Source organism: Streptomyces sp. NPDC048291 (assembly GCF_043201715.1).
GTDB lineage: Bacteria > Actinomycetota > Actinomycetes > Streptomycetales > Streptomycetaceae > Streptomyces.
This window is the reverse complement of record NZ_JBICZC010000016.1, coordinates 270809-294853: the sequence shown is the minus strand read 5'-3', so window position 1 is coordinate 294853 and position 24045 is coordinate 270809. Positions and strand designations below refer to the sequence as shown.

The window sequence follows — 24045 nt, the reverse complement described above, 5'->3', positions numbered from 1 at the left end:
TCCCCACCCTGTCCCCACCAGGCACGAAACAGGCCCCCCAGAGATCACTCCGAGGGGCCTGTTCGATTCTCCGTGCCTGGTCAGGCATGGTGCCCCCGGCAGGATTCGAACCTGCGACACCCGCTTTAGGAGAGCGGTGCTCTATCCCCTGAGCTACGAAGGCGGGGGTTTGTGGAGAACCTTGTCGGAAAGTCCTGGGGACAGATCCGCGGTAGAGACACAAACCCACTGGTCAGTGGTGGTGTCACGTCCTCTGCGTTGCTGCTGGGGCGGACGGCGTGGTGTACCGACTACTGACCAAGGACAGGGTAGCGGATGTGGGCGGGCGAGGGTTGCAGGGATCGGCGCTGAAGGGGGCGGTGACGGGAGGGGAAGCTTCTGAGCTGCTGGTTCTGTCGTTGAGACAGGGCGGCCGGTGGATGGGGAAAGGGGCGGAGGGGGAGTGGTTGGTCCGTTCTGTTCCCTGTGGTGGTTCGTGGATGCGCTGGTGGGTGTGCTCGAAGCTGTCTCTGGTTGGGGCGGCCTGGTGCTGTCCGTGGCGTCGGGGGCCGCTGTGGTTCCGACTGGCGGCCGGGCGTCTGACCCGCCCCGAGTGGATGGTGCCTCTCTGTCTTCATCTGTGTGCGTTGATCGTCATCGCATGGCAATCTGTCGACTGTCGTCACGAAAATGACGACTTTTGCGGCGCGGGAAGCGGTGCGTGCTCGTTCCGGGCCTAGGCTGTGCCGGTGACCAGTGCCGATGTCGCCGCCGGGCCCGCCGCCGAGAGCGGTCCCGAGCCGCGTACCCAGTCCCTGATGCTGACCTTCTTCGGCGCCCATGTACTGGAGCGGTCCATCGCCGTGTCGTCGGGCAGCGTGATCGCTGCTCTCGGAAGGCTGGGCAGTACGGAGGAGGCGGTGCGGACCACCTTGAACCGGATGGTCAAGCGCGGCCTGCTGGAGCGTCATCGTCAGGGGCGGAAGGCCTACTTCGGGCTGACGCCGCACGCCGTCCAGGTGCTGACGGACGGCCGGGACCGCATCTGGCGCACCGGCGCGGTGAACCGGGACTGGGACGGCCGATGGACGATGGTCGGCTTCTCGCTGCCCGAGGCGTGGAGTCGTGAGCGGCACGACCTGCGCTCCCGGCTGATCTGGGCGGGCTTCGGCCCCCTGCAGAACGGCCTGTGGGTGGCCCCGGCGCGTGTCGACGTCCGCGAGATGGTGGCGGATCTCGGCCTGGAACCGTACCTGCGGGTGTTCCGGGCGGAGGTGGAGTCGCCGACCGGCGTCCGCGAGGTGCTGGAGCAGGCCTTCGACGTGCCGGCCATCGGTGCCCGGTACCGGGCGTTCGTGGAGCGCTGGGACCGTACCGACCCGCTTCCCGAGGCGCTCTCGGGCGACGAACTCGCAGGTCAGCTCCTGTTGCACACGGACTGGCTCGACCTGGTGCGACGAGATCCGCATCTGCCCGCCGAGCACCTTCCGAAGGACTGGCCCGCCGCTGAGGCGGAGACCGTCTTCCGTGGCCTGGCCGGCCGCTGGGAGCGCCCGGCCGCGCGCGTGGCCGCCCGGCTGCTCGACGTCCTGCCGCTGGGCTGATCCCCGCCCGGCCTCGTGCGTCCGGACGCGGAGCCGCCTGCCTCAATGTTGGGCATGGTATTGACGGCGATGAAAAAAGAGCCATACATTCGCAGCGCTCTTCCAGCTAGTCGACTCCATCGCTGCTAGCCAGTTCCATCGCTCCTCGCCACCTGCATTGCTTCTTGCCAGCTCCCTCGCTCCCCGCTCGCTCCCTCGCTCGGTCCCCCCTCGACTCGCGGAGCCGCCGCCATGCCCCGACCCCGTTTCTCGACCCTCGCCGCCGCCTGCGCAACCGCCCTCGCGTCCACCCTGATCGGTCCGGCGACCGGCGCCCAGGCCGCGACCGCCGACCACTACTCCGGGACCCTGTCCGACGGCGCCACCTGGATCGCGGACAAACCCGCGCGGTGGAACGGCAGCCTGCTGCTGTTCAGCCACGGCTTCGGACCGACCACCGCTGCCGACGCCCCGTCGGCCGCGGCGCACCAGGCACTGCTGGACGCCGGCTACGCACTCGTCGGCTCCTCCTACGACCCGAACGGCTCGATGTGGGCGCTCGACTCGGCCGAGCGGGATCAGTTCGCGGCGCTCACCGCCTTCCGGCGACAGGTCGGCACGCCGACCCGGGTCATCTCGGTGGGCCAGTCCATGGGCGGCCTGATCAACGCGCAGATCGCCCGTGACGGCGCGGGACGCATCGACGGCTCACTGGGTCTGTGCGGCCTGGTCGCGGGCGGCGTGGATCTGGACAACTACCAGCTGGACGCCGAGTACGCCCTGGCCACGTTCTTCGACCCGGCCGACGCCGACCAGCTCGTGAACCTGGACAGCCAGGCCGACGGCGCGGCCCTCGCCGGCCGGCTCACGGAGGCGGTGGAAACGGCACAGCAGACCACCACGGGACGCGCCCGGATCGCCCTGGCCGCCGCCTACCTCAACCTGACCGACTGGGCTCCGGGCCAACAGCCGCCCGCCCGCGGCGACTTCGCGGGCCAGGAGGAGCAGCAGTACGCATGGCTGGCCCAGGGCCTGCTCGGGTTCATCGTCCCGGCGCGCTGGTCGGTGGAGCAGGCCGCCGGTGGCAACACTTCCTGGAACAAGGGCGTCGACTACGCGGGCCTGCTGCACAAGTCCGGCCATGCCAAGCAGGTCAAGGCGCTCTACCGCGACGCCGGACTCGACCTGCGGTCCGACCTGAACCGGCTCAGCCGCGGTGCGGACATCTCGGCCGACCCGGCCGCGGTGGCCCATCTGCGGCGGACGTCCACGGCCGGCCAGGGACTCGCCGTGCCGCTGCTCGACATCCACACCACCGCCGACCAACTCGTGCCTGTCGAGCAGGAGTCGGCCTTCGCCGGGCGGGTGCGCCGGGCCGGCGACTCCGCGCTGCTGCGACAGGCCTATGTGGCACGCCAGAGCCACTGCAACTTCACCACCGCCGAAGTGGTCGCCGGGTTGCACGCCGTGGAGCACCGGCTGGACACCGGGCGCTGGGGCGACTCCGCCACCGCCGCCGAACTCCAGCACAGCGCCGACGAACTGGGCCTCGACGGCGCAGCCTTCACCGACTACCGGCCGGCCCGCCTGACCGGTACCCGCTGATCCCCGAGCGTCCTTTCCCCGTCCCGAATCCGGGCGTCGTCTCCTCGTCTCGAATCCGGGCGTCGCCCCCCGTCCCGAACCCGGGGTGCCTTTCCCCGTCCCGAATCCGGGCGTCGTCTCCTCGTCTCGAATCCGGGCGTCGCCCCCCGTCCCGAACCCGGGGTTCCTTTCCCCGTCCCGAATCCGGGCGTCGTCTCCTCGTCCCGAATCCGGGCGTCGCCCCCCCGTCCCGAATCCGGGCGTCCTCTCCCCGTCCCGAATCCGGGCGTCGTCTCCTCGTCCCGAATCCGGGCGTCGTCTCCTCGTCCCGAACCCGGGCGTCCTCTCCCCGTCCCGAACCCGGGCGTCGCCCCCCCCGTCCCGAACCCCGGGTGCCTCTCCTCGTCCCCAACCCGCGTGCCTCAGGAGCCTCCGTGTCAATGACGACCGAACCCTCCGCCAGAACCGCCGTCGGCCGCAGTCTGACCACCGGCACCCTGGTCGCCGGTCTCCTCGCCGTCTGCCTCGCCCAGATAGGCCTGGCCATACCGGCCACCCTCAACGGACTGTTCCAGTCCGACCTGAACCCGGTCGGCTCACAGCTCACCTGGATCTCCGACGCCTTCCTGCTGCCGGTCGCCGTACTGGAGCTGACCTTCGGCCTGCTCGGCGACCTCTTCGGCCGCAAGCGGCTGCTGATCGGCGGTGCCGCGCTGCTGGCCGTGGGCGAGTTGGTGAGCGCCACCGCCTCCGGTATCCACCAGCTCTGGGCCGGACAGGCTCTGGCGGGTCTGGGCGCCGCAGGCCTGTTCCCGACCTCGCTGGCCATCCTGGCCGCCGGCACCACCTCGCCCGCGCAGCGGGCACGGGTCATCGCGATGTGGGCGGCGCTGCTCTCCACCGGCGGGTTCCTCGCCCCCCTGCTCGGGGGCATCACCGCCACCTACGGTTCCTGGCGCTGGTCCTTCGTCGTGGTCACCGCCGTCGCCGTGGCGAGTGCCGCCGTCAGCGCCCTGTTCGCCGTCGACTCCAGTGCCCCCGAAGGACGTTCGCTGGACGTGGCGGGACAACTGACCATCGGCCTGGGCCTGTTCTCGCTGCTCTACGCCATCATCCAGGGCCCCACGGACGGGTGGGCCTCGCCCTCGATCGTCGTCGCCTTCGTCCTGGCGGCCGTCTTCCTCGCCGCCTTCGTCCTGGCCGAGAGGCGCGCGAAGTCCCCGCTCCTGCGCCTGGACCTGTTCCGCAACCGCGCCTTCGCGGTGGCCTCGGTCGTGGCCGTGGTCGGGATGTTCGCCTTTCTGGGCACCGCCTACTCCGTGAGCATCCGGCTCGGCCCGGTGCAGGACCAGGCCCCGATGCGGACGGCCCTCGCCTTCGTCCTGCTCAACGGCATCACCCTGGTGATGTTGCCGCTGACGGAACGGCTGTTGAGAACGGTGGCGCCGGGGCTGCTGCTGGGCGCGGGGCTGTTGTTGATCGCGGCGGGCGACTACTGGGCGGCCACGCTGCCGATCACCGACAGCTCCTTCACCTCGCTGATCCTGCCCCTCGGTCTGGTCGGCCTGGGCTTCGCGATCACCGTCTCGTCGATCACGGCAACGGCCGTCAACACCGTGCCGGTGCACCTCGCCGGCATGGCGAGCGCCACCACCAACCTGCTGCGGGACTTCGGCTTCACCCTCGGCCCGGCCGTCATCGGCGCCGTGGCCCTGAGCCGGGCGACCAGCAGTTTCTCCGCGTCCCTGCACGACTCCGCGCTGCCGCAGGCACTCAAGGGCGCGGGGGCGGCCGTGCTGGAGGAGGGCGGTCCACTCGCGGTGAACGGTGCCTCGGCGGCGTCACCGAAGCTGGCCGAACTGCACCCGCTCGCCCTGGACGCCCTCGGCCACGGCTACTCGATCGGTTTCGTCGTCTGCGGCTCGGCCGCACTGTTCTCGGCACTGCTGACCTTCGTGACGCTCCACGGCCGAGCCGCCGCACAGGGCGAGTGATCAGGGCGTCGCAGGGAACGAACCGGACATCTGCCGTACTGCTGAATCGGCGTGGGGCGGATGAACGACCTCTCCACGCCGACCACTCGCGGCGCACGTGAGAGGCGCCCCGAGCGGTCGGCCGGGCGTCGGGATGATCTTTAACTGGGTGTTTACTTTGCCCTGGTTTCTGTACACAGGCGGTGTCGTTGGTCGGGTATGCCGATCAATACGAGTGCCCACGTCCAGGACGGTCCGTGGTCCGGTCCCCGTCCGGTCGAGCTGACCGGGATCCTCTTCCGGGACGGTGATGCGGGACCCGACCTCCACGCCGTGTGGCGCAAGGCGGTTTCGACCGACCTGTTCCGTCATCGCGCGGAGCTGTCCGTCGAGGAGCGGTGGCAGCAGTCGTACGACCGGCTGCGGGCCCTGAACGAGGAAGTGCCGTGCGTGCGGGACCTGGCCCGGGACCCGCGCGCGCTGGCCGCCCTGCACGAGTGGGCGTCGGTGGTGGACGGGGCCACGGCCACCGTGGCCGGCATCCACTACAACCTCTTCCTCGGCAGCCTCCTCGACGACGACGTGTCGCCCGCACGCGACCTGGCCCGGTACGACGCACTGGCCGCCACCGGGACCTTCCTGTGCACCGAGCAGGCGCACGGCAACGACGCGGCGGCGCTGGAGACCACCGCCCGCTACGACCCCGACCGGGACGAGTTCGTGCTGCACACCCCGCACGAGGGCGCGCGGAAGTACATGCCCAACACCAGTCCCGCGGGCGGGCCGAAGAGCGCGGTGGTCGCGGCCCGGCTGCTGGTCGGCGACCGGGACGAGGGCGTCTTCCTGTTCCTCACCCCGCTGAGCGACCGCCGTGGAACCCTGCCGGGCATCACCGTGACGACGCTGCCGGACCGGATCGGCAGCCCGGTGGACCACTGTGTCACCGGCTTCGACCACGTACGCCTGCCCAGAACCGCACTGCTCCAGGGCGAGCACGGGAGGCTGACCGCGGAGGGCAGCTTCAGCAGCGCCGTGGGCAGCCCGCGCAAACGGTTCCTGCACGCCATCCGGCGGGTGACGGTCGGCAAGCTCTGCATGAGCGCGAGCACCCTCGGCGGCAGCCGCGCGGCGCTGGCGATCGCGGTGCGGTACGCGTACCTGCGGCACATCTCGGGGCCGGTGGCCGGGGAGCGGGTCCCGCTGGCCGCGCACCGCAGCCACCACGCCCGGCTGCTCGCCTGCACCGCCACCGCGTACGCCATGACATTCCTGCACCGGACCGTCACCGAACGCTGGATCACCCACCGCCCCGAGGACCGGGACGAGACGGAACGGCTGGTCGCGATGGCCAAGGGGTGGATCACCTGGCAGGCCCGGGACATCACGGTCGAGAGCCGCGAACGCTGCGGCGCCCGCGCGCTCTTTCCGGTGAACGGCCTGGCCGAGTTCACCGCCAACGTCGACGGAGCGATCACCGCCGAGGGCGACAACCTGGCCGTCTGGTGTAAGGCCGGAGCCGAGATGATCTTCGGTCAGACGGCCGCCCCGGAACCGGAGACGGCGGCGACCGGCCAGGAGTCCCTGACCGACCCCGCCTTCCTGCGCCGCGCCCTGGCCGCCGCCGAGCGCCACTGGCACCTGACCGCACGCCGGGACGTCCGCGGTGGCACGGGCGACGCGCTCGGGCGCTGGAACCATGCCTCCGCCGCGGCCCTCGCCCTGGTCGAGACGTACACGGTGGGCCAGGCCGCCGACGCGTTCGCCGCGGCCTGCGCCCGGGTCGACGACCCGGGTACCCGCGCCGTCTTGGACGATCTGCGCACCCTGTTCCTGCTCGACCGGCTGGCCCCGCTCAGCGGACTCCTGCTGGCCGGACACACCTTCACCGCCGAACAGGTCCGCTCCCTTCCCGACACCCTGCGCGAGCTGACGGCGAGGCTCGCGCCGCACCTGGCGACCCTGACGGAGGCGTTCGAGGTACCGGAGGAGCATCTGGCGTCACTGCCGATGCTGACGTCGGGCACCTCGTCCGGCGCGATGCGCGATCGGGCCCGCACTGCGTGACCCCGACGGTCCCGTGGTCACGTGGTCATGTGCGCGACGAGTTGTCGTCTGCCGATGTGTTCCGCGTCGTACCCGTGGCGTGGAAGGTCACCGATGTGCCCGAGAAGTGGGCGGTGAGGCCGGTCTCCGTGGCGGTGACCGAGCGCAGGTGCAGGCCGTCGGGGATGTTCCGGAGCTGGATCGGCTGCTCGAAGGCCTTGTCGAGGACGGTTTCCGCGACCCTGGACAACGGGCCGTCCGCGACCTCGAAGTCCTTGAAGGCGATGCGGTTGCCGGAGGCCGCGGAGAGGGTGGCCGTCGTGGTCACGTCGGCACCGAGGGGGAGGGCGACGGTCGCCCTGAGCCGGTCGTCGCGGTTGCCGCGGGAGACCGGCAGGCCGAGGGCGTCGGAGATGTCCGCGTAGGCGAGGCGGGCGGTTGCCCGGGCCGAGCGGGCCCGGGCCTGCCGGTCGTCGTCGGACTTCGTCAATCCCGTGAGGTGCAGGGAGAGTTCGCTCACGGGCAGGGCGCCGGTCGTGTCGTCGGCGGGGATGTCGTGCGCGGTGATGTCCACGTCCCGCAGGCGGCCGGCGGCGATCTGGGTCAGGACCGGGAAGCCGTGCACATGCACCTCGGGCGGCAGCGGGGTGTGCATGCCCTGCTGGAACGCCTTCGCCGCGCGTGACTCCACCTGTACGGCCGTGAAGCGGTCGACGGCGACGGGTACCAGGACGAGGAGGAGCAGGAGGGCGACGGCGATGACGGCCGGGCGTCGGTTCTTGCGCGGCGCGGCGAGTGGCTCGTGGGACTCGTAGGGCTCGTGGGACCCATAGGGCTCGTAGGGCCCATAGGACTCGTGGGACTCGTAGGGCTCGTACGGGTGGGGCTGGTGCATCGGGTTCCTTCAGCGGGGGGAGTGGGTCGGGGCCGGTTCGTCGTCGAGGCGGTGGACCGTGGTGGCGGCGAGGTCCCTGTCGACGCCGGCGGCGATCAGGGCGGTGGTGGCGGCGGTACGGCCGTCGTCGGTCCAGGCGTGCGCGTTGGCGGTCTCCAGGAGGGACAGCAGGTAGGCCTCCAGGGCCCGGCTGAGCGGGCCGGGCGGGACGGTGGTGTGGAAGACGCCCTGCCGCTGGCCCCTGGCGAGGATTCCGGCGACCGCGGTGCGGGCCGGTGCGAGCACCTCGTCGACGCGGTGGGCGTCCAGGTCCTGGCGGGCGAGGTTCACGAGCACGCGGTAGCGGTCGGCCGCCGGCCACAGCGTGAGGACGAAGCGGGCGAGGGCGGTCGCCGCGTCGGCGGACGGGGAGCGGGTTGTCTCGCTCGCGAGCCGGACCGCCTCGGCGGCGTCCGCGGCGAGCCCTTCGACGAGTGCGGCCCGGCCCGTGAAGTGCACGTAGACCGTCCGTCGGGCCACCCCGGCGGCCTCCGCGATGTCGGCGAGGGTGCAGTCGGGATCCCGGCCGAGTTCGCGCCGGGCCGCTTCCAGGATGCGGGCGCGGGTCGGGGTCCTGCTCGGGGTTCCGGTCCGGGTTCGGTCGAGCGTGCGGGTGGGCGTGCGGGTGGTCATGTCGGCACCTCGGAGCCGGGAGGGGAGAGGGCGGGCTCCCGATAGTTGCACACAGGTGGGTAATAAACTAGCGTGCACATTGATGGGTAATTAAGTGAGCCCCTCGCGTCGCCTCGCATCACCTCGCCCCCCACGTCCTCCTGGGAGACTCCCGTGCCGTTTCTTGCCAACACCCCCGTCGAGAAGATGAGCGAGCCGTATCCACGGCGCTGGTGGGCCCTGGTCGTGCTGTGCCTGAGCCTGCTGATCGTCGTCATGGCGAACACGTCGCTGATCGTGGCGGCGCCGGACATGACGACCGACCTGGGGCTGAGCAGCAGTGATCTGCAGTGGGTGATCGACGGCTACACCGTCCCCTACGCCGCGCTGATGCTCGTGCTCGGCTCGATCGGCGACAAGTACAGCCGTCGCGGCGCGCTCGTGCTCGGCCTGCTGGTCTTCGCCGGCGGCTCGGTCATGGGCAGCCAGGTCCACCACACCGACCTGGTCATCACCGCCCGGGCGATCATGGGCGTCGGGGCGGCCGTCGTCATGCCGGCCACGCTGTCGCTGCTCGTGGCGATCTTCCCGAGGCGTGAGCGGGCCAGGGCCATCACCGCCTGGACCGCGACGTCGGGACTGGCCATCGCGGTCGGGCCGCTGGTCGCCGGCTGGCTGCTGGAGGACCACGCCTGGGGGGCGACGTTCCTCATCAACGTCCCGATCGCCGTCGTCGCCGTCCTCGGCGCGCTCGCGCTGGTGCCGCCGTCCCGGGCGGAGCAGCCCGGCCGGATCGACTACGTCGGCGGGCTGCTGTCGATCGTGTCGGTGGGCAGCCTGGTCTACGCGACCATCGAGGGCCCGCACTTCGGCTGGGGCCGGGGCCCGGTCACCGCGGCCGTCGTGGCGGGTGTCGGCCTGGTGGCCTTCGTCGGCTGGGAGCTGCGCCACCCGCACCCCATGCTGAACGTCCGCAGGTTCGCCCACCGGCCGTTCTCGGGCTCGATGCTCGCGGTGCTGTTCTTCTTCTTCGGCACGTTCGGCGCGATCTACTACGCCACCCAGTTCCTGCAGTTCGTCCTCGGCTACAGCGCGCTGGAGACCGGCGTACGACTGCTGCCGCTGGCCGGGGCCGTCTTCGTCGGCGCCGCGATCACCGGGCGGCTGACGCCGAAGCTGGGCATGAAGCCGATGGTGGTGGCGGGGATGGTGATCGGCACCGCGGCCGTCCTGCTGCTCACCGGGATCGACAAGGGCTCGGTCTACACCGACTTCCTGCCGACGATGACGATGCTCGGCTTCGCGATCGGCCTCAGCGTCTCCCCGGCGACCGACACCATCATGGGCTCGTTCCCCGAGTCGGAGCTGGGGGTGGGCGGCGGCGCCAACGACACCGCCCTCGAACTCGGCGGTTCACTCGGCATCGCGATCCTCGGCTCGCTGCTCGGCACCGCCTACCGCGACCGGCTGACCGGCCTGGTCGGCGGCCACCTCCCGGCCGCCGCGCTGGACACCGCCAAGGACTCGGTCGGCGGCGGGACAGCGGTGGCGGAGCAGGTCGCGAAGAACCCGGCCGCCGGGGGGCCGCAACAGGCCCAGGCGCAGGCCCAGGCGCTGCTCGACGCCGTCCACGAGGCCTTCGCCCACGGTGTCGCGCAGACCAGCATGATCGGCGGGATCATCATGGCCGCAGGGACGCTGATCGTCCTCGCCGTGCTTCCCGGACGCCGCGGCGAGACCGGGCCCGAGCAGGAGACCACCGAGGAGCAGCAGAAGGAACAGGCGGGCGTCGCCTGAGCGGCGCGCGTCTCCGGGCGGGTCGCTGCCTGAGCGCCGCGCGGCTCCGAGGGACCGTCGTCCGAGCCGCGCGCGTCCCCGGACGGACCGTGCCTGAGCGGCGCACGGTCCCGGACGGTGCCGGGAGGGACGCCCGGCACCGTCCGTCGTCCGTCGGTCCTCGCCCTTCCTTCGCTCCGTGATCAGGACAGCGGGACGTGTGTGAAGCGGGACGCGATGTGCAGGTCGTCCTGGATCCGGGCCGCCGTGGCGTGCAGGGCGGGCAGCACCTCGCTCACGCACTCCGCCAGGGTGCGGCGGGCCGCGTGGGTGGCCACGTTGACGGCGGCGACCGGGCGGCCCGCCCGGTCCCGTACCGGTACCGCGATCGAGCGCAGGCCCGACTCCAGCTCCTCGTCCGCCAGCGCGTACCCGCCCGGCCCGACCGGGCCGAGCAGGGCCCGGCCGAGCGCCGTGGGGCTGGCCGGCAGCCGGGTGCCCACGGTGATGTCCACGGTCAGGACGCCCCGGCTCGCGGCCGCCACCGCGACGTACTGGATCTCCGCCGGATCGGCCCCCGGTACCAGGACCGCCAGTGCCGTCGGCTCGTCGAGCCGGTCCGCGAGGGCGCGCAGCCGCGGGGCCGCGAGGCGGGCGAGGGTGGTGCGGGACAGCGGGGGGTAGCCGAGGGACAGCACCCGGGGGGTGAGGGCGAACTCGCGGTCGTCCGCGGTCACCAGGCCCAGGTGCTCGTACGTGATCAGGGCCCGCCGGGCCGTCGCCCGGGCGAGTCCGGTCGCCTTCGCCACGTCGGTCAGGGTCAGCGCCGAGCGGCCCTCGCCGAAGGCGGTGAGGACCGTCAGACCCCGGGCCAGTGATTCCACGAAGTCGCGGCCGAGCTCGTGCTTCGACGCGGTGGTCCAGACGGCGAGGCCGGCGGGCGGCGGTCCCGGCTCCGCGGGCCGGGCCTCGTCCGCGCGCAGCTCCGCCTCCATCGCCGTCACCGCCGCACGCAGCCGGGGGAGCAGGGTCTCGCGCAGGTCCGCCGCCGTGTGGCGGCTGGTGTGGCTGACGACGCTCGCCACGCACGCGACCCGTCCGGTGCCCGGGTCGCGCACCGGGACGGACACCGCGACCAGGCCCGGTTCGACCAGCTGGTCGTCCAGGGCCCAGCCGTCGCGCCGGGCCCGCGCGGTCCGCGCCTCGAAGTCGTCGTCGGCGGCCGGGTTCCGGGGCGGTACGGCGGGGAAGCCCGCGTCCGTCGGGTCCGCGGCGCGCCGCGCCCGCCAGTCCGCCCACTCCCGCTGCGTCCACTCGGCCGCGAACAGCGGGCCGGGGGCGGTGCGTTCGGCCGGCAGCAGGTCGCCGATGCGGAAGCTGACGGACATCGCGCGGCGCCGGGTCGCCTGGTGGATGAACCGGATGCCGTCCCGGTCGGCGACGGCGAGGGACACCGACTCGTCCAGTTCGTCGGCGACGGCGTCGGCGTGCGCGTCGAGGAGCGCGGGCAGGCGCAGCGCGGCCAGGTAGGCGTTGCCCAGCTCCATCACCCGCGGGGTGAGCACCGCGTCCCGGCCGTCCTGGCGGAGGTATCCCATGCGGGCGAGGGTCGCGGTGATGCGGTCCACCGTGGAGCGGGCGAGGCCGGTACGCCGTTCCAGCGCGCTCGCGCTCAGCGTCCCGCCCGCCTCGGTCAGCGCCTCCAGCACCGCCACGCCCCGGATCAACGGCGTCACCGCCTCGGCGGGCGGCTCGTGCGCCACGGGGGAGGAGGGCAAGGGGGCGGTCATCTACTCTCCCGTACTCTCCGGCTCCGATACGACGGGGTGCGCGGTCTCGGCGGTCTCAGCGGTCTCGGTGTCAGCGGTCTCGGCGGTCTCGGTGTCAGCGGTCTCAGCGGTCTCGGCGTCGGCGATCTCAGCAGCGCACGCCTACCGTAAACCGTGGCCCACCTGGCCGGCGCCGGGTACGACAGCCCGCCCGGAGCCGCTCACCTCCGTTACCCCCGCTGCCCCCGCGTCACCCGCACCCGGTAGTTCCCCTCCCCGTCCACCCCCGTCACCTGCACCCCGAGCCCGTGCGCGGGGTCCTTGAAGCTCTCGCCCGGTCCGAACGGGGCGTCGGAGAGTTCCGCCTGGACGTTGGGGCTGCGGGTGCAGCCGCCGGAGTCGCGGTGGGCGTCGTACACCTTGATCGGTCCGCGGCCGGTGTCGACGTTCGCGTCCACCTTGTAGATGAGGACGCCGGGACGGCAGATCTCCTCGTCGTTGCCGCCCTTGGCGCGGACCTCCAGGGCGTAGCCGGTGCGGGCGTCGATCGGTACGAAGACGAGTTTGCGGCCGCCGGGCCGGGACAGCGGGGTGATCGTGTACTCGGTGCCGCCGCGGGCGGACGCGCAGCTGACCTGGTCGGGGTCGAGCCAGCCCAGCTTCCACTTGTGCCAGGCGAGGAGGTCGTTGTCGGCGCCCCAGTCCTCGCTCATGATGTCCCAGTGCCCGACCGCGCCCCCGCCCTCCTGGGTGTAGAGGTCGGGCAGGCCGAAGACGTGGCCGTTCTCGTGGGGGAGGACCCGGTAGCCGGTGCGGGCGTAGGAGCCGGAGCCGTCGTCCTGGCGGGAGTAGACGAAGGAGGCGTTGGCGACCGGCGTGCCGTCGGCGACCGGGGCGTCGCCGTTGCCCGCGAACGTCACCGACAGCACGGTGTCCAGGGCGGAGGGGCCGGCGTTCGGGGTGACCAGGATGTTCAGCAGGTCGTACGACCGGAAGTCCACGTCCGGGTCGGCGGCGGCCACGATGTCCTGGACCAGCTGCCGGTAGCCGGGGTCGAAGGGCGCGCCGCGCTCTATGCCGTAGGCGCTGAACGGCTTCGGCATCCGCAGCCAGTGGTCGATCGGGGCGGCGGGCCGGTAGTCGAGCTTGCCGTAGGAGGCGGTGCGGAACCAGTCCTGGGTCTGCGGGAAGAACTCGTGGTAGCGGTCGAGCGCGCTGCCCTGGCCGGGCGCGTCGGGGAAGTCGACCATCAGGGTGAGGGCGTGCACGGTGCCGGTGGAGCGGGAGTAGCCGGCGGGGGTGGGGACGCCCTCGGTCATCTGGATCTCGTGGCCGCCGCTGATCAGGCAGGGGCCGTAGACGGACGAGCGGGCCAGCGCGATCGGACCGGCGCCGGCCGGAGTGGGGGCCGCCGTGAAGTGCTCGGTGCCCGCCGAGGTGCCGACCGCGAGGATCAGCGCGGCCACGGCGGCGAGGCAGACCGCACGGCGGGGGCGTATGCGGCGGCCCGGGCGTATCGCACGACCGCGGGCCGAGGCCGGGCGACGGGACGACGGCGTACGACGGCGGGGTGCGGTACGGCGGCTGGGCTGCGGCTGCATGCATGGGCCTTTCGCGCCACGGCAGCCGCCGGTCTCCGGCTGCACCCTCTCGATCACCCTGTGTCGGCGGGGCGGCGGGCGCGCGCTGGAGGGGCCGATCGTGGGATTCACCGGAGCGGGATCGCGCGACCCGGCGGTGTGACTCAGGTCACGTGAAATTCGAAGAAGGTGTGGAAATAACCGGGGACCGTCTCCCCGTTTAGACCTGTGTCCGCGCGAAACGGGGAACGCCTCCCCGGATCGCGGAAACCAACAGACCAGGAGTACGCCGTGCAGACCGCGACCGCCCTCCCCGCCGTGCGCAAGGCACCCCGGCCCCGCGCCGACGCCCTGCGCAACCGGGAGCGGATCGTCATCGCCGCCCGCGAGATGTTCACCGAGTACGGCCCCGACGTGCCGCTCGACGACATCGCCCGCCGGGCCGGCGTCGGCAACGCCACGGTGTACCGCAACTTCCCCGACCGCGACGCGCTCGTCCGCGAGGTCGTCTGCTCCGTGATGGACCGGACGTCCGAGGCGGCCGAGCTGGCGCTCGCGGAGAGCGGGGACGCCTTCGAGGCGCTGGAGCACTTCGTGCACACGTCCGCCGACGAGCGGGTCAGCGCGCTGTGCCCGATGGTCGCCAGCACCTTCGACCAGAACCACCCCGACCTGGAAGCGGCGCGGCAGCGGTGCGAGCAGCTCATCGGGCAGCTCATGGACCGCGCCAAGGCGGCCGGACAGCTCCGTCCGGACGTGGGCGTCGGCGACGTGATGATCGCCGTGGCCCAGCTCAGCCGGCCCCCGGCCGGCACCGGCTGCCTGGTCAACGACCGCTTCGTCCACCGTCATCTGCAGCTGTTCCTGGACGGGCTGCGGGCCCCGGCCCGCTCCGCCCTGCCGGGTACGGCCGTGACCATGGAGGACCTGCGCCAGGCCTGAACGACCGAGAGCGACAGCACAGTTCCGACAGTCCCGACAGTTCCGCAGGGGCCGATCAGTTACGGACCGAGTAGCGGTCTCACCTCATGCGGCGATTCACCGATCCGTTTTTCCGTCACGTCTTCCGTCACGAACCATCGACTTTCCGTCACGAAGTCACGAAGTGGGTACCCCCATGTCTGAAACAGCCGCCAAGGCTCCCGGCGCACCGGCATCGTCCGGTGATGCCAACCGCTGGAAAGCGCTCGTCTTCATCGCGCTCGCCCAGCTGATGGTCGTCCTCGACGCCACCATCGTGAACATCGCGCTGCCTTCCGCCCAGGCCGACCTGGGCATCTCCGACGGCAACCGGCAGTGGGTCGTCACGGCCTACGCCCTCGCCTTCGGTGGTCTCCTCCTCTTCGGCGGCCGGATCGCCGACCTGTGGGGCCGCAAGCGGGCCTTCGTCATAGGCCTGACCGGCTTCGCCGCCGCCTCCGCGCTGGGCGGCGCCGCCACCAGCGGCGCGATGATGTTCGGCGCCCGTGCCCTCCAGGGCGTCTTCGGCGCCATGCTCGCCCCGGCCGCGCTCTCCCTGCTCGCCGTGATGTTCACGGACGCCAAGGAGCGCGCCAAGGCCTTCGGCATCTACGGTGCGATCGCCGGTGGCGGCGGCGCCGTCGGCTTCATCCTCGGCGGCGTGCTCACCGAGTACCTGGACTGGCGCTGGACGTTCTTCGTGAACATCCCGTTCGCCATCGTCGCGGCGCTCGGCGCGTACTTCGTCATCCGTGAGCCGGAGGGCGGCCGCAACCGCAACCCGCTCGACATCCCCGGCGTGCTCCTGTCCACCCTGGGCCTGGTCTCGCTGGTCTACGGCTTCACCCGCGCCGAGACCGACGGCTGGGGCGACACCACCACCGTCGGCCTGTTCGTCGCCTCCGCGGTGCTGCTGATCGCGTTCGTCGTCACCGAGAGCCGGGTCAAGTCCCCGCTGCTCCCGCTGCGCGTGGTCCTCGACCGCAACCGTGGTGGCATCTACCTCTCGCTCGGCGTCGCGATCATCGCGATGTTCGGCACCTTCCTCTTCCTGACCTACTACCTCCAGGTCATCAAGGGCTTCTCGCCGATCAAGACCGGCTTCGCCTTCCTGCCGATGATCGCGGGCATGATGATCGGCTCCACCCAGATCGGCGCCCGGCTGATGACCCGGGTCCCGGCCCGGACGCTGATGGGCCCCGGCTTCCTGGTCGCCGCGGCCGGCATGCTGGTCATGAGCCAGATCGAGATCGGCTCGTCGTACGCCTCGACGATCCTGCCCGCGATGGTGCTGCTCGGTCTCGGCATGGGTACGGCGTTCATGCCGGCCATGTCCCTGGCCACGTTCGGCGTCGAGCCCCGGGACGCCGGTGTCGCCTCCGCGATGGTCAACACCTCGCAGCAGGTGGGCGGCGCCATCGGTACGGCCCTGCTGAACACGATCGCCGCGTCCGCGACGACGTCGTACATCAAGGACCACATCGCGACCGCGACCTCCAAGTCCCAGCAGCAGCTGGTCCAGATGGAGGGTGCGGTGCACGGCTACGCGAACGCCATCTGGGTCGCCGTCGGCATGCTGGTGCTGGCCGCGGTGATCGTGGTGGCCCTCGTCAACGCCGGCAAGCCCAGTGCCACTCCGGTGGTCTCCGGGGACGGCGCGGAGGACGAGGTGGCGGTGCCGGTGGTCGCCCACTGAGCCGCTGAGCGACCCACCGACCCACCGACGGACCGTAGGGGTACCCGCACGCGGACCTGTTCCCGAGCTCCTCAGCGGAGCCAGGGCAGGTCCGCGCCCGCTTCGTTGGGCTGCAGGCCCTCGGCGACGATCTGCATGATCTCGCCGAGGGCCTGCTGCTGTTCCGGCGTCAGCCGCTCGAACAACGCCTGCCGTACGGCGGTCACATGGCCCGGCGCGGTGCGCCGCAGCACCTCGCTGCCCTCGTCGGTCAGGACGGCGAACTGGCCCCGCTTGTCGGAGGGGCAGTCCTCCCGTCGCACCCAGCCGTTCTTCTCCAGGCGGGCGACGGCGTGCGAGAGCCGGGACCGGGTGATCTTGGCCCGCATCGCCAGCTCGGTCATCCGCAGCCGCCGCCCGGGTGCCTCGGCGAGCCCGACGAGCAGGCCGTAGTAGATGTGCGGCATCCCCGCGTCACGCTGGAGCTGACGGTCCAGATGGTCCTCCAGCAGGGTCGTGGCGTGCAGGTACGAGCGCCAGACGCGCTGTTCGTGGTCGGTGAGCCAGCGGCTCTGCGTGGTGGCGGATCCGGATGCCGTATTCATGGGTCCCACTGTACGAGGCCTCTCCTTGAAACTTAAACAAGTGGGGCGTAAGGTGGTGCCACAGAAAGCTTGAGAGTTAAAACAGAAGTCGAGGAATGGGGGCCGGGAAGGCAGCCCGGCGCCCGGAGGGAGTCGCCGCCATGTCCGCCGTCGCACCGGAGCGCATGCCCGCCCTCTATCTGAGCCACGGGGCGCCGCCGCTCGCCGACGACCCCGTCTGGCCCGGCGAACTCGCCGCCTGGAGCGCCGGCCTCGCCCGCCCCAAGGCGATCCTGATGGTCTCCGCCCACTGGGAGGAGGCCCCGCTCGCCCTCGGCGCCGTGCGGACCGTCCCCCTCGTCTACGACTTCTGGGGCTTCCCCGAGCACTACTACCGGGTGCGGTACGACGCTCCCGGCGCACCGGAACTGGCCGAGAGCGTGCGCAAGCTGCTGCGCGCCCCCGGCACCCCCGTCCAGGACATCCCGGACCGGGGTCTCGACCACGGCGCCTACGTGCCCCTGGTGGAGATGTTCCCGGCCGCGGACATCCCGGTCCTGCAGATCTCGATGCCCACCCTCGACCCGGTCCGCCTGATGGAGATCGGCCGCCGGCTCGCCCCGCTGCGCGACGAGGGCGTGCTGATCGTCGGCTCCGGCTTCTTCACCCACAACCTGGCCGCCCTGCGCCACACCGGCGCCGGGGTGCCCACCTGGTCCTCCGAGTTCGACGACTGGGGGCACCGGGCCCTGGAGAACCGCGACTGGGACGCCCTGCTCGACTTCCTCGACAAGGCCCCGGCCGGCCGCTACGCCCATCCGCGCACCGAGCACTTCGCCCCGCTCTTCGTCACGATGGGCGCGGCCGAGGCGGGCGGCGAGCTGGACGCGCAGAAGTCGGTGATCGACGGGTTCTGGATGGGGATGGCGAAGCGGTCGGTGCAGTTCGGCTGAGCCGGCCGCTTCACCGGGGCGGGCCGCTAGAGCGGGCGCTCGTACCAGGCCACGTCCCAGTAGCGGCCGAACTTGCGGCCCACCTCCCGGTACGTGCCGACGTGGTGGAAGCCGAAACGCTCGTGCAGCCGGGTGGACGCCTCGTTCGGCTGCGCGATGCCCGCGTAGGCGCGGTGCAGGTCCTCGCCCGCCAGCGCCTCGAAGAGGGCCTCGTAGAGGAGCGTGCCGACACCCCGTCCGCCGGCGTCCGGGGCGACGTACACCGTGGTCTCCACGGAGGTCGCGTAGGCCGGTTTCGCGCGGTAGGGACTGGATGTGGCGTACCCGAGAATCTCCTGTGAGTCCGCTGACGTGGCAACCATCAGGCGGTACGGGCCGTCTTCCGGGTGGGAGAGCAACCACGGACGACGCTCTTCCGGAGTGAAGACCACCGTGTCGAATGTGATGGACGTCTCACGAACGTAGTGATTGTAGATCTCCGTGAGGGCTCCGAGGTCCCCCTCGGCTCCCGGTCTGACCTGCACCTCTGTACGTTCCGACGGCACCGCTCCTCCTCACGTGGTCGCGCAGGATACTGCATGATCAGAAAAATCGGGGGGCGGCATGGGAATTCTGTCCGGATTCCAGTCGTTGTTTCCTTCGGATGCCGGGCACAGGACGAGAGTCCCGGGAGTTCCAGAAGTGGAGTTCCGGGGCATCGCGAGCCGAGCGCCGGGCATGCGCCGAAGGATCAGAAGAACCGACAGGACCACCCCGCCCGCCCACCATCGCAAGGGAGCACGCATGGCAACCCGTGCCGTCGCCCGTCGTAAGACCGCCACTGGCGAGGCGGCCGACTCGGCAAGCAGTGTTCGCGCCCGTGGAGTTCGCACCCACACCGGCGAGATCGCCGACCGAGACCTGGTCGGCATGTACCTCGACGAGATCGCGCGCACACCGCTGCTCGACGCCGCCAAGGAAGTCGAGCTGTCCCAGACCATAGAGGCGGGTGTGTTCGCACAGCAGGTCCTCGACGGCGAGGAGGAGTCCGCGTCCGACGCCACCCGCGAGGAGCTGGAGGCGCTCGTCGCCGAGAGCGAGCGGGCGAAGGACGTCTTCATCCGCTCCAACCTCCGCCTGGTCGTGGCCGTCGCCCGGCGCTACCCGCGCAGCGGCCTGCCCCTGCTCGACCTGATCCAGGAGGGCAACGCCGGCCTGGTGCGCGCCGTCGAGAAGTTCGACTACCGCAAGGGCTTCAAGTTCTCGACGTACGCCACCTGGTGGATCCGCCAGGCGATCACCCGCTCCATCGCGGACCAGTCCCGGACCATCCGGCTCCCCGTCCACCTGGTGGAGGAGCTCGGCCGGATCCGGCGCGTGCAGCGCGAGTTCAACCGGAAGAACGGCCGCGACCCGGAGCCGGCCGAGATCGCCGCCGAGCTCGACTCCACCCCGGAGCGCGTCACCGACGTGCTGGACTGGGCCCGCGACCCGGTCTCGCTGAACATGGCGGTGGACGACGACGGCGACACCCAGTTCGGCGACCTCCTGGAGGACACGTCGGCGGTCAGCCCCGAGCAGTCCGTCCTCACCCTCCTGCGCAGCGAGGAACTGGACGACCTGATCGGCCGCCTGGACCAGCGCACGGCCTCGATCATCAAGATGCGGTACGGCATCGAGGACGGCCGCGAGCGCACGCTGACCGAGGTCGGCAAGGAACACGGCCTGACCCGCGAGCGCATCCGCCAGATCGAGAAGCACGCGCTCCTCGAACTGAAGAAGCTGGCCCGTTCCACCGGGTTCGAGCCGGCGGCGTAAGGGGGTTGTGCGGAGCAGGGGGTTCGCACGAGTGGGGCTCGCACGAGTGGGGCTCGCGTGACCGGTGTGCGCGAGGCTCCACTCACGCCGGGCGCGTGCGCCGGGTGGCGAAAGACGGCGCAAACATGGCGCGGTACCGCCGCTTCAGCGCTCCGCGTGTAGGGAACAACCAACCAGGGCCGGGGAGTTGAGGTCCAGAGCGGACCACTCTCCGCGAGACCGAAGGCTCCTGACGATACGGCAGCCACCGCCCACGACCCGGCCTCCACAAGCCACGTCCCGACGCACCATCCCCCCCGGCGCCGGGACTCTCCCAGAGCCGGGCTCCGGCGCCCATCCCCCCCCCGGGTGCCGGAGCCCGGCTCCACCTCTGTGCCGCGTTTGCTTCTGTGCCGCGTTTGCCCGGACCCGGTGCCCCCGGGCATGCTGAAACGGTGGTTCACCCCGTACCTGAACCACGGGGTGAACCACCGGATGGCAGATTCTGCCACATGGGCATAGCCTGCCGAGGTGAGCACCCCCAGTACCGCCCACCTCTCCCTCACGGAACGGCGCAAGGCGGAGACCCGCATGGAGATCGCCCGGGCGGCCGCGGGCCTCTTCGTACGGCGGGGCCTGCGGGCCACCCGCGCGGAGGACATCGCACAGGCCGCGGGCATCGCACCCCGCACGTTCTACCGTTACTTCGCCACGAAGGAGGAGGCGGTCGCCCCGCTCTACGCGGCGGGCGCCCGCCGCTGGGCGGAGGCGGTACGGTCGGCCCCCGCGTCGCTCTCCGTCCCCGAGGCCCTCGAACACGCCGTCCACCACACCCTGACCCCGGGCGCCGGGGTCTCCACGGCCTCCTGGGAATGGGTCCGCACCCTGATCCACCTGGCCGACACCAGCCCGGCGCTGCGCAAGGTGTGGGCGGAGGTGTGCCAGTCCTCGGACCAGCTCCTGATGTCGATCCTGGCGGAGCGCATGTCCGCCCCCGGCGACAACGTTGCCCCACCCGGCCACCTCCGCTTCGCCGCGGCGGTGGCCGGCGCGGCGGTGCGGGTGGCCGTCGAATCCTGGGCATCGGGCACGGCCGCCCCCACAGGACCGGAGGGCCCGGCAGCCCTGGCCCTCCAGAACCTGGCGACGCTTCGGGGGTTCGCGTGGGAGGGGCCGAGCGCGTAGCGGTTCGGCCGCGGGCCGGTGGGGGTTGCTCGCGCAGTTCCCCGCGCCCCTGAAGACACAGCTGCGGGCAGTCGTGCCGCTGGGGCGGCACGGGTGGGCGCGGCGGCACCCTGCCAGCGCCGGTAAGCGTCCCCGGCCCCCGGCCCCCTGCCCTCAGCCCGCACCCCCGGCCCGGCTCAGCCGTCCCCCCAACTCCCGCACGCACGCCACCAGTTCGGCCGGCTCCCGGACCGCGAACTCACACCCCACCATCGCCAACCGCACCGCCAGCCACTCCACCGGATCCCCGGTCTCCCCCCGCACCACACACCAGTCGCCGCCCCCACCCCCTTCCTCCTCCACCGGCGTCCCCAGCCACCCCGGCAGCCGCGCCGCCACCTCCGCCACCGACCCGGCGAACGCGACGGCGAACCCGTACGTCTCCTGCCGCCGTTGGATGGACCGCCGCAGGAATTCCGCCGCGCTCCCCGTCGGCATCTCCCGCGGAGCGAACCGCGCGCCGGTGGCGAACGGCTCGCTCACCCGGTCGACCCGGAACGTCCGCCAGTCGTCGCGATCGAGGTCGTACGCCACGAGGTACCAGCGCCGCCCCGTCGACACCAGCCGGTACGGCTCCGCCTGCCGCCGCGTCCCACTCCCGTCCGCCGCCCGGTAGGCGAACCGCAGCCGCTCCCGCCCGGCGACCGCCGACGCCATCACGGTCAGCGTCTCGGGCGCGATACTCGCCCCGTCCCCGCTGGTCAGCGGTGTGGTCGCGGCCTGGAGCGTGGTCACCCGGTGCCGCAGCCGGGCCGGCAGCACCTGTTCCAGCTTCGCCAGCGCCCGTACCGACGCCTCGTCCACCCCCGCCACGGCATGCCCCGCCCCGGCCCGCAGTCCGACCGCGATGGCGACGGTCTCCTCGTCGTCGAGCAGCAGCGGCGGCATCGCCTTCCCCGCCACCAGCCGGTACCCCCCGTCGGCCCCCTTGCTGGCCTCCACCGGATACCCCAGCTCCCGCAGCCGGTCGATGTCGCGCCGCACGGTACGCCGGGAGACCTGGAGCCGGTCGGCGAGCTCACCGCCGGGCCACTCGCGGGGCGTCTGGAGCAGAGACAGCAGCTGGAGGAGCCGGGCCGGAGTGTCTGTCGTCATGCAGACGAGGATGCCGGATAAGTAGGACAGGATCTGGCCTAGTGCGGCCCTACGGTACGAACATGACTTCCACGGCCACAGGCGCCCCGAAGGGGCGCGGGACTGTATCGATCAGCGGCTCCGCCGCGGTGCGCGACCAGCCACAACGAACCGGCACGGACACCACCACACCCACCCCGACGGCGCTCGAACCGTCGGCTTCCCCAGGTGCACCGCACCGCTGGCTTGCCCTGGCCATCGTCATGACGGCGGCCTTCATGGACCTCGTCGACGTGACGATCGTCAACATCGCCATCCCCTCGATCCAGCGGGACGCCGGTGCCTCCGTCAGCCAGATCCAGTGGATAACCGCCGGCTACGCACTCGCCTTCGCCGCCGGCCTGATCACCGGCGGCCGGCTCGGCGACATCCACGGCCGCAAGCGGCTGTTCCTGATCGGCGTCGCGGGCTTCACCCTCGCCTCGGCCCTCTGCGGCTTCGCCGCCGACCCGGAGATGCTGGTCGCCTCCCGCATCCTCCAGGGCGGCATGGCCGCGCTGATGGTCCCGCAGGTCCTGTCGATCGTGCACGCCACCTTCCCGGCCCACGAACGCGGCAAGGTCTTCGGCCTGTTCGGCGCGATCGTCGGCCTGGGCGCGGTCTCCGGCCCGCTGCTCGGCGCGCTCCTCACCGAGTGGAACCTGTTCGGCCTCGAATGGCGCCCGATCTTCCTGATCAACCTCCCGGTCGGCATCGCCGCCCTGCTCCTCGGCCGCCGCTACATCAGCGAGTCCAGGGCCCCGCGCGCGCTGCGGCTCGACCTCGTCGGCGTCGCCCTGGTCACCCTCGGCCTGCTGATGCTGCTCTACCCGCTGACCCGTGGCCGCGAGCTGGGCTGGCCGCTGTGGGGGTACGCGTCGATGGCCGGGTCGCTCGTCGTCCTCGCCGTGCTCGTCGTACACGAACGCCGCAAGGCGGCCCGCGACGGCTCCCCGCTCGTCGAACCGTCGCTGTTCGCGGTGAAGAGCTTCGCCGCCGGCATCGCCGTGCAGACCGTCTTCGGCATCGCGCTCGGCATCTTCTTCCTGGTCTGGACGCTGTACATGCAGATCGGCCTCGGCTGGAGCCCGCTGCACGCGGGCCTGACCGGGGTGCCGTTCTCGATCTCCGTCTCGGTCGCGGCCGGCCTGTCCGTGCAGAAACTGGTCCCGCGCTTCGGCCGCAAGGTGCTCCAGACCGGCGCGCTGCTGATGGTGCTCGGCGTCCTGCTCTACATCTGGGAGTCGCACCGCTACGGCCTCGCCATCGCCTCCTGGCAGATGGCCCTGCCGCTGGTCGTGATGGGCGCGGGCATGGGCCTGATCGTCGCCCCGCTGACGGACGCGGTGCTCTCGGAGGTGCCGCGCGAGCACGCCGGTTCCGCCTCCGGCCTGATCAACACCGTGCAGCAGATGGGCAACGCGCTCGGCCTCGGCCTGGTCTCGGTGGTCTTCTACGGCGCCGTCGACGACCATCTGACGCCGGATCGGGTGGGACCGGCCTTCGTGACCGCCTTCCAGGGGGCGCTCGGGTGGGTGGCCGGGGTGCTGGGCCTGATCTTCCTGCTGATGTTCGCGCTCCCGGGGCGGGCGACGGCGGAGCCGGATCCGGGCCGAAGCTGATGCCCTCGGGCGACTGAGGGATCTTCGTCCCGGAACGACAACCTATGTACCGAACACTCCGGCTTCGGGCGCTCGGCGTGCCCAACCGGCCTCATATGAAAGGAAACTGACAGGGTATAGGCCCGGGTCCGGGGCCGGGTGCGGTGTCCTTGTTCATTAATCGACATTTGATGCTGTGTGGCGGGGGGGGGGGGGGGGGGGGGGGGGGGGGGCGCCGGGCCCCCCCCCCCCCCCCCCCCCCCCGGGGGGGGGGGGGGGGGGTTGTGGGGGGGGGGGGGGGGGGGGGTGGCGGGGGGGGTGTGTGT

At 71.9% G+C, this 24045-nt stretch carries 18 protein-coding genes and 1 tRNA gene; 11 read left to right on the top strand and 8 right to left on the bottom strand.

What is annotated here, in order from left to right; genetic code table 11:
- Positions 1–87: 87 nt before the first annotated feature.
- A tRNA-Arg gene (locus ACGF5O_RS39210) sits at positions 88–163 on the bottom strand.
- Positions 164–722: 559 nt separating this feature from the next.
- Here ACGF5O_RS39210 and ACGF5O_RS39205 point away from each other — a divergent pair.
- The 4 genes from ACGF5O_RS39205 to ACGF5O_RS39190 all read left to right on the top strand — a co-directional run bounded on the left by ACGF5O_RS39205 (position 723) and on the right by ACGF5O_RS39190 (position 7183).
- The gene (locus ACGF5O_RS39205) at positions 723–1583 is read left to right on the top strand and encodes a PaaX family transcriptional regulator C-terminal domain-containing protein (protein WP_393814694.1); all 861 of its coding nucleotides are present in this window, start codon (positions 723–725) and stop codon (positions 1581–1583) included.
- 231 nt (positions 1584–1814) lie between these two features.
- A complete protein-coding gene (locus ACGF5O_RS39200; protein ID WP_393814693.1) occupies positions 1815–3167 on the top strand; it encodes an alpha/beta hydrolase in 1353 nt (450 codons plus the stop codon).
- Positions 3168–3586: 419 nt separating this feature from the next.
- Positions 3587–5140: an MFS transporter gene (locus ACGF5O_RS39195; protein WP_393814692.1), complete on the top strand. Its 1554-nt coding sequence runs from the start codon at positions 3587–3589 to the stop codon at positions 5138–5140.
- Positions 5141–5338: 198 nt separating this feature from the next.
- Positions 5339–7183: an acyl-CoA dehydrogenase gene (locus tag ACGF5O_RS39190; protein WP_393814691.1), complete on the top strand. Its 1845-nt coding sequence runs from the start codon at positions 5339–5341 to the stop codon at positions 7181–7183.
- 25 nt (positions 7184–7208) lie between these two features.
- Here ACGF5O_RS39190 and ACGF5O_RS39185 read toward each other — a convergent pair whose 3' ends face one another.
- Positions 7209–8057, bottom strand: a complete 849-nt coding sequence (locus tag ACGF5O_RS39185) for a DUF2993 domain-containing protein (protein ID WP_393814690.1) — start codon at positions 8055–8057, stop codon at positions 7209–7211.
- A 9-nt stretch (positions 8058–8066) separates the two neighbouring features.
- Positions 8067–8729: a TetR/AcrR family transcriptional regulator gene (locus ACGF5O_RS39180; protein WP_393814689.1), complete on the bottom strand. Its 663-nt coding sequence runs from the start codon at positions 8727–8729 to the stop codon at positions 8067–8069.
- Positions 8730–8882: 153 nt separating this feature from the next.
- On the opposite strand from ACGF5O_RS39180, the gene ACGF5O_RS39175 reads away from it, so the two are divergent.
- A complete protein-coding gene (locus ACGF5O_RS39175) occupies positions 8883–10505 on the top strand; it encodes an MFS transporter (RefSeq protein ID WP_393814688.1) in 1623 nt (540 codons plus the stop codon).
- A gap of 182 nt (positions 10506–10687) precedes the next feature.
- Here ACGF5O_RS39175 and ACGF5O_RS39170 read toward each other — a convergent pair whose 3' ends face one another.
- Positions 10688–12274 carry an IclR family transcriptional regulator C-terminal domain-containing protein gene (locus ACGF5O_RS39170; protein ID WP_393814687.1) on the bottom strand — a complete coding sequence of 529 codons (1587 nt, stop codon included), beginning with the start codon at positions 12272–12274 and terminating at the stop codon, positions 10688–10690.
- A 209-nt stretch (positions 12275–12483) separates the two neighbouring features.
- A complete protein-coding gene (locus tag ACGF5O_RS39165) occupies positions 12484–13854 on the bottom strand; it encodes a M6 family metalloprotease domain-containing protein (RefSeq protein WP_393814686.1) in 1371 nt (456 codons plus the stop codon).
- A gap of 270 nt (positions 13855–14124) precedes the next feature.
- Between ACGF5O_RS39165 and ACGF5O_RS39160 the strand changes: the two genes are divergently transcribed.
- Together ACGF5O_RS39160 and ACGF5O_RS39155 are read left to right on the top strand one after the other, a co-directional pair.
- A complete protein-coding gene (locus ACGF5O_RS39160) occupies positions 14125–14775 on the top strand; it encodes a TetR/AcrR family transcriptional regulator (protein ID WP_393814685.1) in 651 nt (216 codons plus the stop codon).
- A 175-nt stretch (positions 14776–14950) separates the two neighbouring features.
- Complete coding sequence (locus ACGF5O_RS39155; protein ID WP_393814684.1) at positions 14951–16489, top strand: MFS transporter; 1539 nt, start codon at positions 14951–14953, stop codon at positions 16487–16489.
- A 71-nt stretch (positions 16490–16560) separates the two neighbouring features.
- On the opposite strand, the gene ACGF5O_RS39150 is transcribed toward ACGF5O_RS39155, so the two are convergent.
- Positions 16561–17073, bottom strand: coding sequence for a MarR family winged helix-turn-helix transcriptional regulator (locus ACGF5O_RS39150; protein ID WP_393814683.1), 513 nt, complete (start codon positions 17071–17073; stop codon positions 16561–16563).
- A gap of 140 nt (positions 17074–17213) precedes the next feature.
- Here ACGF5O_RS39150 and ACGF5O_RS39145 point away from each other — a divergent pair, with 140 nt between their 5' ends.
- The gene (locus ACGF5O_RS39145) at positions 17214–18005 is read left to right on the top strand and encodes a dioxygenase (RefSeq protein WP_393814682.1); all 792 of its coding nucleotides are present in this window, start codon (positions 17214–17216) and stop codon (positions 18003–18005) included.
- Between the two features lie 26 nt (positions 18006–18031).
- Here ACGF5O_RS39145 and ACGF5O_RS39140 read toward each other — a convergent pair whose 3' ends face one another.
- On the bottom strand, positions 18032–18550 hold the full coding sequence (locus ACGF5O_RS39140; RefSeq protein ID WP_393814681.1) for a GNAT family N-acetyltransferase: 519 nt from the start codon (positions 18548–18550) through the stop codon (positions 18032–18034).
- A gap of 238 nt (positions 18551–18788) precedes the next feature.
- On the opposite strand from ACGF5O_RS39140, the gene ACGF5O_RS39135 reads away from it, so the two are divergent.
- Together ACGF5O_RS39135 and ACGF5O_RS39130 are read left to right on the top strand one after the other, a co-directional pair.
- A complete protein-coding gene (locus ACGF5O_RS39135; protein WP_393814680.1) occupies positions 18789–19802 on the top strand; it encodes an RNA polymerase sigma factor RpoD/SigA in 1014 nt (337 codons plus the stop codon).
- Positions 19803–20372: 570 nt separating this feature from the next.
- Positions 20373–20966: a TetR/AcrR family transcriptional regulator gene (locus ACGF5O_RS39130; protein ID WP_393814727.1), complete on the top strand. Its 594-nt coding sequence runs from the start codon at positions 20373–20375 to the stop codon at positions 20964–20966.
- Positions 20967–21119: 153 nt separating this feature from the next.
- Here the strand turns inward: ACGF5O_RS39130 and ACGF5O_RS39125 are convergent, their stop codons facing one another.
- On the bottom strand, positions 21120–22100 hold the full coding sequence (locus ACGF5O_RS39125; RefSeq protein ID WP_393814679.1) for a helix-turn-helix transcriptional regulator: 981 nt from the start codon (positions 22098–22100) through the stop codon (positions 21120–21122).
- 62 nt (positions 22101–22162) lie between these two features.
- On the opposite strand from ACGF5O_RS39125, the gene ACGF5O_RS39120 reads away from it, so the two are divergent.
- The gene (locus ACGF5O_RS39120) at positions 22163–23740 is read left to right on the top strand and encodes an MFS transporter (RefSeq protein ID WP_393814678.1); all 1578 of its coding nucleotides are present in this window, start codon (positions 22163–22165) and stop codon (positions 23738–23740) included.
- Positions 23741–24045: the final 305 nt, after the last annotated feature.

Bases quoted from the DNA above. Each gene is read 5' to 3' on its own strand.
- ACGF5O_RS39200 (WP_393814693.1), top strand. From the start codon at position 1,815: ATGCCCCGACCCCGTTTCTCGACCCTCGCCGCCGCCTGCGCAACCGCC.
- ACGF5O_RS39190 (WP_393814691.1), top strand. From the start codon at position 5,339: ATGCCGATCAATACGAGTGCCCACGTCCAGGACGGTCCGTGGTCCGGT.
- ACGF5O_RS39185 (WP_393814690.1), bottom strand. From the start codon at position 8,057: ATGCACCAGCCCCACCCGTACGAGCCCTACGAGTCCCACGAGTCCTAT.
- ACGF5O_RS39125 (WP_393814679.1), bottom strand. From the start codon at position 22,100: ATGACGACAGACACTCCGGCCCGGCTCCTCCAGCTGCTGTCTCTGCTC.
- ACGF5O_RS39170 (WP_393814687.1), bottom strand. From the start codon at position 12,274: ATGACCGCCCCCTTGCCCTCCTCCCCCGTGGCGCACGAGCCGCCCGCC.
- ACGF5O_RS39120 (WP_393814678.1), top strand. From the start codon at position 22,163: ATGACTTCCACGGCCACAGGCGCCCCGAAGGGGCGCGGGACTGTATCG.
- ACGF5O_RS39155 (WP_393814684.1), top strand. From the start codon at position 14,951: ATGTCTGAAACAGCCGCCAAGGCTCCCGGCGCACCGGCATCGTCCGGT.
- ACGF5O_RS39165 (WP_393814686.1), bottom strand. From the start codon at position 13,854: ATGCAGCCGCAGCCCAGCCGCCGTACCGCACCCCGCCGTCGTACGCCG.
- ACGF5O_RS39145 (WP_393814682.1), top strand. From the start codon at position 17,214: ATGTCCGCCGTCGCACCGGAGCGCATGCCCGCCCTCTATCTGAGCCAC.
- ACGF5O_RS39135 (WP_393814680.1), top strand. From the start codon at position 18,789: ATGGCAACCCGTGCCGTCGCCCGTCGTAAGACCGCCACTGGCGAGGCG.
- ACGF5O_RS39150 (WP_393814683.1), bottom strand. From the start codon at position 17,073: ATGAATACGGCATCCGGATCCGCCACCACGCAGAGCCGCTGGCTCACC.
- ACGF5O_RS39180 (WP_393814689.1), bottom strand. From the start codon at position 8,729: ATGACCACCCGCACGCCCACCCGCACGCTCGACCGAACCCGGACCGGA.
- ACGF5O_RS39130 (WP_393814727.1), top strand. From the start codon at position 20,373: ATGGAGATCGCCCGGGCGGCCGCGGGCCTCTTCGTACGGCGGGGCCTG.
- ACGF5O_RS39195 (WP_393814692.1), top strand. From the start codon at position 3,587: ATGACGACCGAACCCTCCGCCAGAACCGCCGTCGGCCGCAGTCTGACC.